This is a genomic window from Nitratireductor sp., from assembly GCF_017794765.1.
Lineage (GTDB): Bacteria > Pseudomonadota > Alphaproteobacteria > Rhizobiales > Rhizobiaceae > Nitratireductor.
This window is the reverse complement of the sequence record NZ_CP051236.1, coordinates 2970931-2985660: the sequence shown is the minus strand read 5'-3', so window position 1 is coordinate 2985660 and position 14730 is coordinate 2970931. Positions and strand designations below refer to the sequence as shown.

Below are 14730 nucleotides of genomic sequence, written 5' to 3'. Positions count from 1 at the left end.
GACTGAGACGAAAGGGGCAAGGCCCGTGATGGATGCACCCGAACTCGCGCCCAGGACAATCGTGAAGCCCGACCTCCTGACGGTGGACGATGCCAAGGGATTGAGCGTCGAGCGGATGACCGATCTGTTCAAGGCGCATCTGAACCCCGGCCAGCTTCATTTCATGAAGCTGCTGGGCTTCCACAAGATCAAGATCGAGAGCGCGGAGGGGATGTATTACATCGACCAAAACGGTCGAAAGATCCTCGACTTCTTCGGCGGTTTCGGTTCGCTGGCCTTCGGCCACAATCATCCGCGTATTCTCGAGGCGCGCAAGAAATTCCAGGATGAGAAGCGCCACGAGATCGCCATCGCCTTCATGTCGCAGTATGCGACGGCTCTGGCCGCCAATCTGGCCGCCTGCTCGCCGGGCGAACTCGACATGGTTTTCCTCGGTTCTTCCGGCTCAGAGGCGATGGAATCTGCGATCAAGCTTGCTGAACGCGCTGCCGGTCCCAAGCGGCCGAAGGTCGTTTATGCGGAGAATTCGTTCCACGGCAAGACAAAGGGCGTTCTCACCATTACCGATGGCAATCTCTACCGCGCCGAGTTTCGCCTGACGGACAATACGGTGCGTGTGCCCTTCGGCGATATCGACGCCATCGAGACGGCTTTCCGTACCGATCCCGAGATCGGCTCGATCGTTCTTGAAACCGTGCAGGGCGGCGGCGGCATCAACGAGGCGCCGCGTGAATTCTGGCAGAAGCTGCGCCAGCTCTGCGACCAGTATGGCGTCATCTGGGTGGCAGACGAGGTTCAGTGCGGCTATGGGCGCACGGGTCGATTCTACGCGTTCGAGCATTATGACGTGGTGCCGGACATCACGGCACTCGCCAAGTCGCTGGGTGCCGGCAAGGCTGCCATGGCCGCGATGATCGCCAGGCGCGAGATCTACATGAAGGCCTATGGCACCCCGAAGACCGCCATGATCCACGCCATGGCGACGTTTGGCGGCATCGGCGAAGCCTGTGCCACGGCCATCGAGGGTACCAATGTGCTTTATGACGAAGCGCTGATGGAGAATGCCGAAAGCACGGGCGCCTATCTGGTGGCGCGGCTCAACGCGCTGAAGGACAAATATCCGCGCATCATCAAAGACATTCGCGGCCGTGGCTGCATGGTCGGACTCGAATTCCACGATTTCTCACAGACGCTCCCGGCGGTTCTGCGCCCGGTGGTCGGCATGCTGGATGACAAGCTCAAGGGCTCGCTTTCGGGCTTTGTGGGCGCGCTGCTCCTGCGGGATTATGATGTGCTGGTGGCCTTCACCGAATACAACCGCAATGTCATTCGTCTGCTGCCGCCGCTGATCATGCAGCCCCAGCATGTGGACAAGCTGGTGGATTCGCTGGACGCGCTGCTTGGGCGCGGCGTGGTTTCCATCGTGAAGGATTTCGTCAAAAGCCAGGTGAAGTGAGCGCCGGCTTTTGAGAGAATGAGTCCGGATCGCCTTTCAAGGCTCTGAAAAGTTTAAGAATAGCGCCTCTCGCGCGACAACTGGCCGGGCTTGTCCCGGCCTTCTTTTTTGCCTGCGATGGTGCAGGCAGGCGAATGAGGGGCGTGCGCCCGGCTTTGAAAGAGCTGCCGCGCCTATTCGATCCGGTCTGCCATCTCTGGGCTGAGATAGGCGTCGAAGCACTGGTTCAGGGTGATACGCTCGTGCTCCTGCATGGCAGGTGCGTAGATCTTCAGAAGATCCGCATTGGCCGTGGTCAGCGGGCAGGTGGGGTGCAGGATCAGATCCGTCTGGCGGACGGCTTCCAGCGCGTCGGTGTCCGGCGGGGGGACGGCGCGTGTCGGATCGGCGCCGATGGCCACATGCAGGGGCGCCTGACGGTCGAGAAGCCAGGGGAAGGGGTTGACGAAATTGAGGTTGAGGATGGTTTCGAACCTGATGCCCTGTTCGGCTTCCAGTTCACGGATTGCGTCCATGGCCCCGTCAATGGCGAGAAGATGCGCTGCCTGAAAATCGAATTCCGAATAGTACATATAGGCCGGCAGTTCCTGAATGCGAATGAAGTCGGCATAGGTCTCGCGGTGCCGGACGTAAAAATCGAGCATCTTTTCGGAGCGGCGAAGGACCTCGGGGCGCATGTTGACGCGACCCAGCGTTTTCAGATTGCGGTTTGGCAGCTCCACGTTCTTGATCGCGCCGATATATGTGCGGGCCGCGCGCTCCATCGTGTTGACCAATGGCGGGAGTGCTGCGGCAGCGGCAAGGGCGGCGGCGGCGAGAAAGGCCGGGCCGCGCGCCGTTTCGGTCTGCCAGAGCCGGGTGAGGGCGGGCAGAACTGCGGGCCATATGAAGATGAGCGCCTGGCTTCCTGTGTTCTGGGTCTCGAAGAAAATGCCGGCGATGAGCACCGCCACGATCCAGAACGCTTCATGGTCGATGACGCGAGCAATGCCCGGGAAGCTTCCCGAGCGAAGCTTTTCCAGGAGGTGGGCGCGATCGTGGAAGAGCAGAGCGAGCGCGAGAAGACCTGCCGGAGCGACAATGCCGAATGTGTGGGACGCAGCCTGAAGGAAACGCGGCAGAAGGCTTCCCTCGTTCATCACCACCAGTGCCAGGATATCGGCGAAATAGTTGAGCGTGAAACCGCTCGAGATTTCCAGGATGCCGAGTATGCCAAGGAACAGGACGGCGGAGGTGACAGCGGTTCGCAGCGACAGTCGACCTGCAGCAAAGGCAAAGGCGCAAAGCAAACCGCCTGACACGAAACCGGTGATCTTTGTCAGGAAAAGCCCGGACATGCCGGCCACGATGGAGATGAGCAGGAGACGCTGGTCGCGCAGATAGATGAGAGCCACGATGAGCACGTAGAGAAGCTGGCAGACCTGCCTGTTGTAAATGCCGAACCCGTCCGAACCGGGGAATGAGTAGAACTCCCGTGTGTTGAAAGGCAGGATCGCGAAGACAAGAAATGGCAGGAGCAGCGCTAACGCCTTCGCGCGCGATTTTTGATCCACCTGCCAGAGCGCCACCGCCATCAGCGGGGCGGTGACTACAAAGAGAGACCAGTGGACAAGAAGCAGCGGCTGCGCGCTGGCAAAGAGTTTCACGCCGCCAGCGAACAGATAATAACCGAGCGGCCCTACCGGCGCGAAGAAATCCGTGGCCGGAACCTGACCGGAGAAGAGCCTGTTGGCAGCGTCGAAGTAAATAAAGAGGTCCCAGTACATGGGGCCGATTGGTACATTAACGGGCAGGGCGAGAAACACCACCATGACGAACGCCACCATGGCGAGAACTGACACCGGGCTCGTCAGCCATCCGCGCCGCTTCACCGTTGATGTGTGTTCGACCGCCATTGTCATGTGTGTCCCCGCAAACAAACATCCTGCCGTTGAGGCCGGTTTTACCGGACAGGCGGTGAAAAGAAGTTAATCGACCGGGCAAAACAAGCGTTTTGCTTAATGGCGCGGGCCGTTTCGGCGATGTCGCATTCAGGCAAAGAACGCCAGTCTTCGGCAGACTAGGATCGTTTCGGATCAGGGGCGACATCCTGCCTGCGTGATCGGGCCGGAGCGACGAGGGAGTGGCAGTATGAAAACGCAGGCGCGCGCGGTTGTCATCGGTGGCGGTGTGGTGGGCGTTTCCACGCTCTATCACCTGGCCAAAAAGGGCTGGTCGGATGCGGTTCTGATCGAGCGCAAGGAACTGACATCGGGCTCCACCTGGCATGCCGCCGGCCTGTTGCCACTGTTCAACATGAGCTACTCGGTCGGACAGATCCACAAATACTCGGTGAAATTCTATCAGGAGCTTCAGGAGGAAACCGGCATGAATGTCGGTTTCACGCGATGCTCCAATATTCGTCTGGCGCGCACGAAGGACCGCTGGGACGAGTATATGTATTATGCCGGCATTGCAGAAACCATCGGCATTCCCGTCAATGTTCTCACGCCCGATCAGGTGAAGGAGATCTGGCCGCTTTGCGAGACGGACGGGCTGCTCGGTGCGATCCAGCATCCCGACGACGGGTATATCCAGCCTGCGGATCTGACGCAGGCGCTGGCTAAGGGCGCGCGCGATCTTGGCGCCACGATTTACCGGCACACCGCGGTGACGGCGATCACACAGGAGGCAGATGGATCGTGGACGGTGACCACCGACAAGGGCGGGATTGCCTGCGAGCATGTTATCTCATGCACCGGCAATTTCGCCCGCAGGACGGGCGCCATGGTCGGGCTCGACGTGCCGGTGATCCCGGTCGAGCATCAGTATATCGTCACCGAGCCGCACCCGGCCATTGTCGCGCGCAGGAAAGCGGGGCTGCCGGAGATGGGCGTCCTGCGCGAGAGCGATTCCTCCTGGTATATGCGTGAGGAGAATGGCGGTCTCCTGCTCGGTCCCTATGAGGTTGGCGCGCCTTGCTGCTATGTGGACGGGCCGACCGATGACAGCGAATACGAGCTGTTTCAGGAGGATCTGGAACGTCTCATGCCTTATGTGGAAACGGCGATTGCGCGTGTTCCGGCCTTTGGCGAGGTGGGGATCAAGAAGATCTACAACGGTGCCATCGCCTATACGCCCGACGGTTCGCCGATCATCGGTCCGGCGCCGGGCCTGAAAAATTTCTGGCTCAACGAGGGGCATTCATTCGGGGTCACGGCAGCTGGTGGTGCCGGCTGGCAGCTTGCCGAATGGATCGTGGAGGGCGAACCGTCAATCGACATGATGGGCGTCGACCCGCGCCGTTTCGGCCCCTATGCCACCGAGGGCTATCTGCGCGAGAAGAACGAGGAGGCCTATGCCAACGTCTTCACCGTGCATTACCCGGATGAGGAGCGCCCGGCCGCGCGGCCGCTGAAAACCACGCCTGCCTATGAGCGGATGAAGCGGCTCGGTGCGGTGTTCGGTTCCGTTTACGGGTGGGAGCGGCCCAACTGGTTTGCGCCGGCAGGCTATGCGGTGCCGGAAAGCGAACTTGGGGTTGGTGCGGACGTGCTTTTGAAGCACAATCACGCGCCGGCGCTTGCGGATGGCCGTGTCGTAGAGAAATGGTCGTTCCGGCGCTCCAACTATTTTGAACATGTCGGTGATGAGGTCAGGAACGTCCACGAGAATGCCGGGCTTCTCGACATGTCGGCCTTCGCCAAGATCGAGGTTTCGGGACCCGGCGCAAGGGCCTGGCTCGACAGTATTTTCGCCAATCGTATCCCGAAGAAACGGGGACGTGTGGCGCTGTGCCATCTGCTCACGAAGAATGGCGGGGTGCGCTCGGAGTTTACCGTTTATGAATGGAAGCCGGGCCGGTTCTATCTGGTGTCCGCCGGCGCCTATGAGACGCATGACCATGATGTTCTTTTCAAGCTTGCTCCCGAGGACGGGTCCGTTGCTCTGCGGCCAATGACGCAGCAATATGGTGTGTTCGTTCTGGCCGGGCCGAAAAGCCGGGACGTGTTGCGCAGGCTCACCCGCGCGGACCTCTCCAACGCGGCGTTCCCCTGGCTTTCGGGGAAGGAGGTCTCCATCGGGCGGGCGAGCGCCCATGCGCTGCGCGTGAATTTTGTCGGTGAGCTTGGCTGGGAGTTGCACCATCCCATCGAGCAGCAGAACCTGATCTTCGATCTTGTCATGGAGGCAGGCACGGAATTCGGCATCAAGCCCTTCGGCATTCGCGCCATGACGGCAATGGCCATCGAAAAGAGTTATCGTCTCATTCCGCGCGAACTCTCCATCGAATACACGGCGTGGGAGAGCGGGCTCGACCGTTTCGTCCATACCGACAAGGGGGATTTCATCGGTCGTGAGGCACTTCTCAAACAGCGCGAGAAAGGCCTCAACTGGAACTACGTCACCCTTGAGGTGGGTGGTGTGGTTGATGCAGACGCACGCGGCAATGAGGCCATCTACAAGGCAGGAGAACTGGTCGGGCGCGCCACCCACGGCAGCTATGGATGGCGGGTGGGCAAAAGCCTGGCGCTCGCCATGGTGCGCCCCGCGCATGCCGCGCCAGGGACTGAGCTGGAAATCAGGATTCTGGGCAAGCTCCATCCGGCAAAGGTGATCGGAGAAAGCCCGTTCGACCCGGAGAACACCGCCTTGCGCACTGACGGCTAGCGAATTGCAAGTCGTGCTTTGCACTTCTTCAGGGGAGCCAGACGCTGGGCGATTACGCCAAATTGCGGGATTTGTGCGCGAGTGATCATGCGCTACACTGAGCCATGCGCAGGTCAACAAAGGCTCGGCGATTTTATAGAAGCGGCATGATTGCTGCTTTCGCGGGGGTTCTTGGCGCTTTTTTTGCTGACCCACCGCCAGCGACGGCTCAGGAAATCGTTGATGTCCAGCTCGTTCTGGCTGTCGATGTCTCGCTGTCCATGTCGTCAGGCGAACTGGAGATACAGCGCCGCGGTTATGCAGAAGCCCTTGTTCACGACGATGTCGTCAATGCCATTTTAAGCGGGCTGCACGGAAAGATTGCCGTGACCTATTTTGAATGGGCAGGCCACTTTTCCCAGCGGATCATCATACCCTGGACGCGGATTGCCTCTGCCGACGATGCCCGGAGGGTGGCCGACCAATTGTCGGCCAATCCCCCTAGCAGTGCGCGGCGGACTTCCATTTCGGGCGCGCTCAATTTTGCGGGTGATCTGTTGGCTGAAAGCGGGTTCCGGGGGCTGCGCCGTGTGGTGGATGTTTCCGGTGATGGTCCCAACAACCAGGGCGGCCCGGTGGTACCGGCACGCGACCGGCTGGTGGATATGGGCATCACCATCAACGGTCTGCCCCTGATGACCAATGGGGGGCTGACCACCAGTTTCGACGTCAAGGATCTCGATACCTATTATCGAAACTGCGTGATCGGAGGGCCGGGCGCTTTTGTCGTCCCGGTCAATGAGTGGTCACAGTTTCCCGAAGCCATTCGGCGCAAACTGGTACTGGAACTGGCCGACGCGAAAAAGCACGAACCGCAGGTGGTGCTTGCCCAGTTTCACAGTGCCTACGACTGTCTTGTCGGTGAAAAGATGTGGCGGGATCGCTCCTGGATGTGGCGCGACCCCTGACGGCGCTTACAGTCTGGAGGCGATTTCCTCAAGCTGCTCGGCGCATTGGCCCCATCCCTCATGGAAGCCCATCTTCTCGTGGGCTTCGACATCGTCCGCGTTCCAGTGCCGCGCCCTGGCGATGTAGCGTGTTTTGCCTTCGCCTGCATCTTCCAGGGTAAGTATCATGGTCATGAAGGGCTTTTGTGAGGGCTTCCAGGCCTCGGTGAACGCATCGGTCGTTACGATCTTCTCGTTCTCGATCACCTCAAGAAACACGCCGGGATTGGGATACTCGTTGCCATCGGGGTCCCTCATGACGACAAGACTGGAGCCACCCGGGCGGACATCCATCTCCACCTTCGAGATGGTCCAGGGCTTTGGCACGAACCATTGCCTGAGGATCTCCGGCTCGGTCCAGGCACGGAAGATTTTCTCGCGCGGCGCGTCGATGATGCGCGCAAGAACCAGTTCGTTTTCGGCGGACGGTGTGACGTCGATTGTCGTGGTCATTGTGGTGCTTCCCATTGGTTGTCTATGCTGCGAGGACGAATGGCGCGCCTCCGCTCCGACACGAGCGATCCATTTTTTGGTCAAGCGACGAGAAGCTGCTTGCGGTCAGCGCGTTCCTGCTGGGGGGAGCGGGCGTAGAGTTCGCGGTAGCATTTGGAGAAATGTGAAGCCGAGACGAAGCCGCAGGCGACGGCAACTTCCACCACGGGCAAGGAGGACTGGATCAGGAGGTGGCGGGCCCGGTCGAGCCGGATTTCCAGATAGTAGCGTGCAGGAGAACGTCCCATCTCCTGCCGGAACAGCCGCTCGATCTGGCGGCGCGAGAGGCCGACATTCTCCGCGATCTGTACCAGTGAAAGCGGTTCGGCCAGGTTGGCCTCCATCAATTCGATGATGGTCAGCACCTTGGAGTTCTGAACGCCAAGCCGGGCTCTGAGCGGCAGGCGCTGACGGTCGGAGGGGCTACGGACGCGATCCGTCAACAATTGTTCGCAGACACGGTTGATCAGGCTCTCGTCGAAATCCTCGCCGATCAGTTTCAGCATCATGTCCATTGCCGCTGTGCCACCGGCGCAGGTGTAGATATTCGCCTCTGTCTCGAAAAGGTCGGCGAACACGTTGGCGCGGGGGTATCGTTCGGCGAAACCTGGCAGGTTTTCCCAGTGGATCGCGCAACGCCGGTCCGTGAGTAGGCCGGCTCCGGCCAGGACATAGGCCGCCGTGCACAGCCCACCAATGGCGACGCCGCGATTGTACTCCTCACGCAACCAGGCAAATACGGTCTTGTTGTTGTAATCCTCGATATTGAGGCCGCCGCAGACGATGACCATCGAGGGCCGCTCATGCCCGACCATCTTCTGCCGTTCGGCTGCGAGAGAAGACCCGACGGCCACCTCCACGCCGTTCGATGCTCGTACGGGGGCTCCGTCGCTGCTTGCCAGTCGCCACGTATAGGCTTCATGGCCGGCCATGCGGTTGGCAGTTCGCAAAGGTTCCAGGGCCGCCGAGAAAGCCATCATGGTGAAGTCGGGGATGAGAAAGAAAACGATTGACCGTTTATGATGGTTCTCGCCCGGCATGGTGCCTCCCGATCGCACATGACGCCCGCTTCCCGGGTCAGGTCGCTGTCATCCAAGCGTCATCAGGAAACGGGTTTTCTGTCAATCCGGGAGGTCGCGCTGGGCGCGTTTTACTGGCACTTGCGATTGTTGCCGACGTGCCGAGTGCGTAAACGCTCTTCTCCACCGCGCCGGTGTGGCACGGTGGTCGTTCACCAAGGCCTGAGATGGATCGATCGGTCAGTTGACGAGAAAACCGAACCGAGAAGCGGCGAGTGCGCCGGTCTCACCCGGCATCGTCTTGCCGAACCGCTGACGGGCGAACACCGTGTTCGGGTTCGAGCCTCGTTGACGGCGTATAAAGCGGGCAAAAAGCTTCATTCTGCGCTCCAAAGACACGTTTATCGAAAGACAATCGGCTCTCACCAAGCGCCTTCTCATGTATGATGGAGTGGGGTCGCTCGTTCGATAGCGGTAAGTTATCGCTTGCGGGCCGTCGGGGAGATGGAAAATGCGAAGTGCACGTTAGAAAAAGCGACATCCACGTGGTCTGCAGCGCCAGGTTTGCAAAAAAAAAAGACCCCGACATGCGGGTCGGGGTCAGCCTGATTTATGATGGGCTGCGCGTAAGCGCGTGGCTTTTGCTCTCATATCAGTGTGAGCACCGGCCAGATGGCCTGGGCTTCTCCGTGGGGTGAGTGCCATATTTCGCGTGATGGGTCATTGCATCGAATTCGATCGCGAAATCGCGCACGGCCTTCAGGGCCTTTGTCAGCAATGTCATTCCACACTCCTCCTTGCCAGGACGTGCCTTCAGAAACGGGATATGCTGCGGTTGTCCTGTCCGTCGGACTGGATGCCGGTATAGTGTGCGGGCCAACCGATATCCTTGCGGATTTCTGCAGGAAGCGTGTCGATCAGACGCTCGGTCCGCCGACGGTTCAAAGCTGTCCGGTAGTGGCGGACATACTGGTTCATGCGTGTGAATACAGACATTGTCCTTCTCCTCTGTCTGGCTGCTTGCCAGACGTCATCGCCTGACAAGGTTGACTATGCCGCAAGGTTGATGTTCAATCAAACACAATCGAATGATCCTTTTGTTCAAAGTTATTGAATGGAGAACGGCATGAACGCCCCCCTCAATCATCCGATGCCCTTATTGGAGCTCGACGTTCTGCGCACCTTTGTCGCGATCGCCGAGACCGGCAGCTTCACCGCAGCATCCAACGCGGTTTTCCGGACGCCCTCAGCCGTTTCCATGCAGATCAAGAAGCTCGAGGAAATGTTAGGACGCTCGGTATTCCAGCGCGATGCGCGATCGGTGTCACTCACAGCAGATGGTGAGTTATTATTGAACTATGCAAGGAGATTGCTGGCCCTGAACCGGGAAGCGGTTTCCAAGTTCGTCATGCCCGATATCAGCGGCATCGTTCGATTAGGATCGCCAGACGATTATGGCGAGCGCATCTTACCCCGCGTTCTCAAACGCTTTGCAGAAACCCACCCTTCCATTGCCGTTGATGTGGTCATCGACCAGAGCGCGAACCTGCGCAAGCGCATGGCCAACCGGCAGCTCGACCTTACACTTCTCACCTGCACTGAAGGATCTGAAGACAGCAGTGTTCAGATCGTCTTCACCGAACCCATCGTCTGGGCTGGCGCCAAGGGTGGTTGCGCTCATCTGCGTGAACCGCTGCCGCTGTCCCTCTGGGAGGAAGGATGCGCCTGGCGCGCCGGCGCGCTTTCCGCCATGGAAAATGATGGCCGCGATTACCGTATCGCCTACATGAGCGCTCACACGGCCGGCCAGCGGGCTGCGATCCTGTCGGATCTCGCCATCGCCCCGCTGCCCAAATCCTTCCTGCGGGACGATCTCGTGGAACTTGGCCCGAAAGACGGGTTGCCCAAGTTATGCAACTATCACATCGGCATGGTCGTTGCTCCTGATGCCTCGGCGCCGGTGCGGGCTGCGGCCGACCATATTCGCTCGACTTTCGACATTTTCAGCGAATCCGGTCGGTTTTGAACGAAACGCGCGCGGTCGGGGCCTAAACAAGCTGGAGGCCGGTGCAGATGAGTTCGGACAATCGGTTGCAGATCGGCGGTGTATCTCTGTCGAGCCCGGATAAAGTCCTGTTCGAAGAGGTTGGCACGACCAAAAGTGATCTGGCGCGCTACTACGAGCATGCAGGAACGCGCATGCTTCCGCATATCAAAAAGCGCCTTGTCAGTCTCGTGCGTTGCCCGGACGGGCGGGACAATCCCTGCTTCTTCCAACGCCATGGCGCGAAAGGATTTCCCGAAACGGTACGGCGCCTGATGATCGCCGAGAAAAGCGGCGAGAAGGATGAGTATCTTTACATCGACGATATGAGCGGCGTGATCTCTGCGGTGCAGATGAGCACGCTTGAATTCCATATCTGGGGTTCGCGTGTTGACCGTCTTGAGTCCCCCGATCGACTGGTCTTCGACCTGGATCCGGACCAGGAACTCGATTTCAATGCGGTTCGAAGCGCCGCATTTTCGGTGCGTGATCGGCTGGCCGATCTCGGCCTGCGCACGGTGCCTCTTCTGACAGGAGGCAAGGGTATCCATGTCATCGCGCCGCTGGAGCGACGCCGGGAGTGGCCTGATGTCAAGGATTTCGCCAGAGGGTTTGCGAAGCGTCTCTCCGAAGACGAGCCTGAGCGGTTTCTGGCGGAAGCATCGAAAGCCAAGCGGGAGGGGCGGGTCTTTGTCGACTGGCTGCGCAACGAGCGCTCCGCCACGGCCATCGCACCATACTCGACGCGGGCAAAGCCCGGAGCGCCGGTGGCAACGCCTGTCTCCTGGCGCGAGCTTCAGACCATTGCTTCGTCCAATGCGTTCAAGCTGGCCTCTATGGCCGAGCGGTTGACGGCTGCGGATCCCTGGGCGGAAAGCGCCGGCTGGCGCCAGTCTATCACCGATAACATGCTGAAAGCCGTGGCCCGGGTGCAGGACCTATCTTAATGGTCCGTGGCGTTTCGCATCCGTTGGCGCGTCTTACTAACGCTGCCGCCTTCGTGCCGCCCGCTCCTCACGGGAGCGACGGCGAGGACGCGCGTGACCTGTTTCGTCGGTTGTGGCGTCTGACATCAAGCGGGGAGGGAGCTGCACCTGTTCGGCCAGTTTCGGAAACGGGTCGACCTTGTTGGGAAGCGCCATTGCGTGGACGAAATGCTCCTGAAATTTCGGCTCCAGGGCCGTTTCGATTTTTTCGATCCGCCCGACTGTCTCTTCAATTTCGCGGCGGTGATTGCGGTTGAGCAACGCCATGCGTGCACCTGTTCCGGCAGCGTTTCCCACTGCTGAGACCCGCGCGAGATCGCAATCGGGAATGAGACCCAGAACCATGGCGTATTGCGGATCGATGAAGGAGCCGAAGGCGCCGGCAAAGCGAATCGTGTCGACGGTCTTCACACCCTGCTTTTCCATCAGAAGTCTGATGCCGGCATAGAGCGCGGCCTTGGCAAGCTGGATGGCCCGCACATCATTCTGGGTGACAGTGATGCGCGGTCCGGTTTCGCAAAGCACGTAGGAAAATGTGCGTCCCTCGGCGACGATGCGTGAGCTGCGGTCCGCCAGCGCACCATTCACTACGCCATCTTCGGAAATGATGCCGGCGAGATACATCTCCGCGACCACTTCGATAATGCCCGAGCCGCAGATGCCGGTGACGCCGGTCTGGCCGAGCGAAGCGGGAAAACCCGGTTCGTCCGACCAGAGTTCGCTGCCGATCACGCGGAAACGCGGGGTGAGCGTATGACGGTCGATGCGCACACGTTCGATGGCACCAGGGGCAGCGCGCTGGCCTGAGGAGATTTCCGCACCCTCGAAGGCCGGGCCGGTGGGGGAGGATGCGGCGACCACACGGTTCCTGTTGCCAAGGACGATCTCGGCATTGGTCCCCACATCGACGATCAGCATCATTTCATCCTGCCGATGCGGGCCTTCCGAAAGGGTGACGGCAGCCGCGTCGGCTCCCACATGGCCGGCAATGCAGGGCAGGAGATAGGTTCGTGCGCCCGGATTTAGGTTGAGCTTCAAGTCGTCGCCTTTGAGTCTGACCGCACCGGAAACGGCCAGCGCGAAGGGCGCACCACCAAGTTCCGTCGGGTCGATGCCCAGAAACAGATGGTGCATGATCGGGTTGGCGACAAAGACGGCGTCCAGAATATCGCTTCGCTCGATGCTGCCATCATCGGCGACCTTCTGCACGAGTTTCGAGATTTCCTGGCGCACGGCGCGGGTCATTGCCTCGCGTCCATCCGGATTCATCATCACGTAGGAGACCCGACTCATAAGGTCTTCGCCAAAGCGGATCTGCGGGTTCGATGCGCCGGCCGAGGCGACGATGCGGCCTGACAGAAGCGACACGAGATGCATGGCGATGGTGGTGGAGCCGATGTCGCAGGCAAGGCCGTAGGCTTCATTCTTCAGGCCTGGCCACAGGGCAATGAGCCGGGCAATGCCGTTATCAGCGCCCTGATGCAGGGCTGCTGTCACAGCCCATGCTCCCTGGCGCAATATCGCCTGCAACTGTGGCAGGAGATGCGCGTCCACCTCAATGCGGTCAAAGCTCCAGTCTCTCTGCAGAGCGGTTTTCAGCCTGTCGAGGTCGCCGAGCGGCCTGTGCATGTCGGGTTCTTCAACCTCGACATAGCAAAGGTGCACGGCCGGGCGCCGCTCGATGACCCGGGTATCCGCATCCTTGCGCACAATCTGCGCATTGATCACGGCGTCCTGCGGCACATCCACCACCAGATCGCCCTCGATGGTGGCGGAGCAGGAAAGGCGGCGGCCCGGCGGCAGCACGCGCTTTTCAGCGTATCGGACTTCCTTGGCGCCGAGCGGGGAGACGTGGTCCGGGGATGAAGAGATCTTGTGCTTGGCGAAATGACCTTCCTGCACCTCTATCTGGCACCGCCCGCAGGTGGCACGTCCGCCGCATACGCTCTCCACATAGACACCGAGCTGCCGCGCGGCGTCGAGCACGGTCGTGCCTCTTGGGAATCGCCCGCGTTTGCCAGACGGCATGAAGAGGACGAGGGGATCGTCATTCATGGCGAGGCCTGTTTGTCAGGCAGGAGATGCCGGCAGGCGCAGGGCGGTTCGTAGACGCAATCAACACTCTCTCACCCCCGAGCTCGACGTGCATCGCGACCGCCGCGCCGCCGCCCGCCGGAGGAAGCGGGGGCTGCAGCGGCCGCTACCGCCTCGCCGGATGCGGCGGGCTGGTGATCGCGATAGGTCATGATCCAGTTCTGACAGTTGGGATCCGTTCCGTTCAGCACATTGGCCGCGCGCACCATTTCCATCTCCTGTGGACGGCAGGGGTTCATGATGGCGCTGGTCATGCCGGCCCCGATCACCATGGGGATGAAGCCCGCATTGATGCCGTGCCGGTGCGGAAGGCCAAAGGAGATGTTTGACAGGCCGCAGGTGGTGTTGACCTTCAATTCCTCGCGCAGGCGGCGCAGGAGACGAAAGACCTGCTGCCCCGCCGTGCCCATGGCACCGATGGGCATGACCAGAGGGTCCACGACGATGTCGTGGGCAGGAATGCCATGGTCGGCGGCGCGCTGGACGATTTTTTTCGCAACCTCGAAGCGTATATCGGGGTCTTCGGAAATCCCGGTTTCGTCATTGGAGATCGCGACCACAGGCACGTCGTACTTCCTGATCAGCGGCAGGATGGCTTCGAGCTTTTCTTCCTCGCCGGTGACCGAATTGACCAGGGGTCTGCCTCTGGCAACCTTCAGCGCTGCCTCAATGGCGGCAGACACCGAGGAATCGATGGAAAGCGGGACATCGACCAAGTCCTGCACGATCTCAAGGGTCTGAACGAGCAGGCCGGGTTCCGTGGCGTTGGGGTCGACTGCCGTGACGCCGGCATTCACGTCGAGCATCGTGGCGCCGGCTGCGACCTGAGCCAGTGCATCGCTTTTGACCGTGTCGAAGTTGCCCGCCACCATTTCCGCAGCGAGCTTCCTGCGCCCTGTCGGGTTGATGCGCTCACCGATCACGCAGAATGGCTGGTCGAAGTCGATCACGACTTCGCGGCTCGCAGAGGCGACGATGGTTCGGGTCATTTAACATCCTCCTG

General features: G+C 60.3%; 12 protein-coding genes. 5 read left to right on the top strand and 7 right to left on the bottom strand.

The annotated features are described in order from the left end of the window. The first annotated feature begins 28 nt into the window (after positions 1–28). Positions 29–1456 carry an aspartate aminotransferase family protein gene (locus HF949_RS14165; protein ID WP_292900208.1) on the top strand — a complete coding sequence of 476 codons (1428 nt, stop codon included), beginning with the start codon at positions 29–31 and terminating at the stop codon, positions 1454–1456. Positions 1457–1629: 173 nt separating this feature from the next. On the opposite strand, the gene HF949_RS14160 is transcribed toward HF949_RS14165, so the two are convergent. Continuing rightward, positions 1630–3357 carry a hypothetical protein gene (locus HF949_RS14160; protein ID WP_292896286.1) on the bottom strand — a complete coding sequence of 576 codons (1728 nt, stop codon included), beginning with the start codon at positions 3355–3357 and terminating at the stop codon, positions 1630–1632. A 229-nt stretch (positions 3358–3586) separates the two neighbouring features. On the opposite strand from HF949_RS14160, the gene HF949_RS14155 reads away from it, so the two are divergent. Together HF949_RS14155 and HF949_RS14150 are read left to right on the top strand one after the other, a co-directional pair. After that, entirely contained in the window at positions 3587–6106 is a 2520-nt protein-coding gene (locus tag HF949_RS14155; protein WP_292896284.1) for a GcvT family protein, read from the top strand. A 146-nt stretch (positions 6107–6252) separates the two neighbouring features. Beyond that, positions 6253–7053: a DUF1194 domain-containing protein gene (locus HF949_RS14150; RefSeq protein WP_292896282.1), complete on the top strand. Its 801-nt coding sequence runs from the start codon at positions 6253–6255 to the stop codon at positions 7051–7053. 6 nt (positions 7054–7059) lie between these two features. Here HF949_RS14150 and HF949_RS14145 read toward each other — a convergent pair whose 3' ends face one another. From HF949_RS14145 to HF949_RS14130, 4 genes are all read right to left on the bottom strand, one after another. Continuing rightward, positions 7060–7545, bottom strand: coding sequence for an SRPBCC family protein (locus tag HF949_RS14145; RefSeq protein ID WP_292896280.1), 486 nt, complete (start codon positions 7543–7545; stop codon positions 7060–7062). 80 nt (positions 7546–7625) lie between these two features. Continuing rightward, positions 7626–8624, bottom strand: coding sequence for a GlxA family transcriptional regulator (locus HF949_RS14140; RefSeq protein WP_292896278.1), 999 nt, complete (start codon positions 8622–8624; stop codon positions 7626–7628). Between the two features lie 219 nt (positions 8625–8843). Continuing rightward, a complete protein-coding gene (locus HF949_RS14135; RefSeq protein ID WP_292896276.1) occupies positions 8844–8984 on the bottom strand; it encodes a hypothetical protein in 141 nt (46 codons plus the stop codon). 432 nt (positions 8985–9416) lie between these two features. Further along, a complete protein-coding gene (locus HF949_RS14130; RefSeq protein ID WP_292896274.1) occupies positions 9417–9599 on the bottom strand; it encodes a hypothetical protein in 183 nt (60 codons plus the stop codon). A gap of 130 nt (positions 9600–9729) precedes the next feature. Here HF949_RS14130 and HF949_RS14125 point away from each other — a divergent pair, with 130 nt between their 5' ends. Together HF949_RS14125 and ligD are read left to right on the top strand one after the other, a co-directional pair. Beyond that, a complete protein-coding gene (locus HF949_RS14125; protein WP_292896272.1) occupies positions 9730–10629 on the top strand; it encodes a LysR substrate-binding domain-containing protein in 900 nt (299 codons plus the stop codon). 47 nt (positions 10630–10676) lie between these two features. Further along, a complete protein-coding gene (gene ligD / locus HF949_RS14120) occupies positions 10677–11594 on the top strand; it encodes a non-homologous end-joining DNA ligase (protein ID WP_292896270.1) in 918 nt (305 codons plus the stop codon). Positions 11595–11630: 36 nt separating this feature from the next. Here the strand turns inward: ligD and HF949_RS14115 are convergent, their stop codons facing one another. Continuing rightward, a complete protein-coding gene (locus tag HF949_RS14115) occupies positions 11631–13688 on the bottom strand; it encodes an ASKHA domain-containing protein (protein WP_292896268.1) in 2058 nt (685 codons plus the stop codon). A 71-nt stretch (positions 13689–13759) separates the two neighbouring features. After that, on the bottom strand, positions 13760–14716 hold the full coding sequence (locus tag HF949_RS14110) for a methyltetrahydrofolate cobalamin methyltransferase (protein ID WP_292896266.1): 957 nt from the start codon (positions 14714–14716) through the stop codon (positions 13760–13762). Positions 14717–14730: the final 14 nt, after the last annotated feature.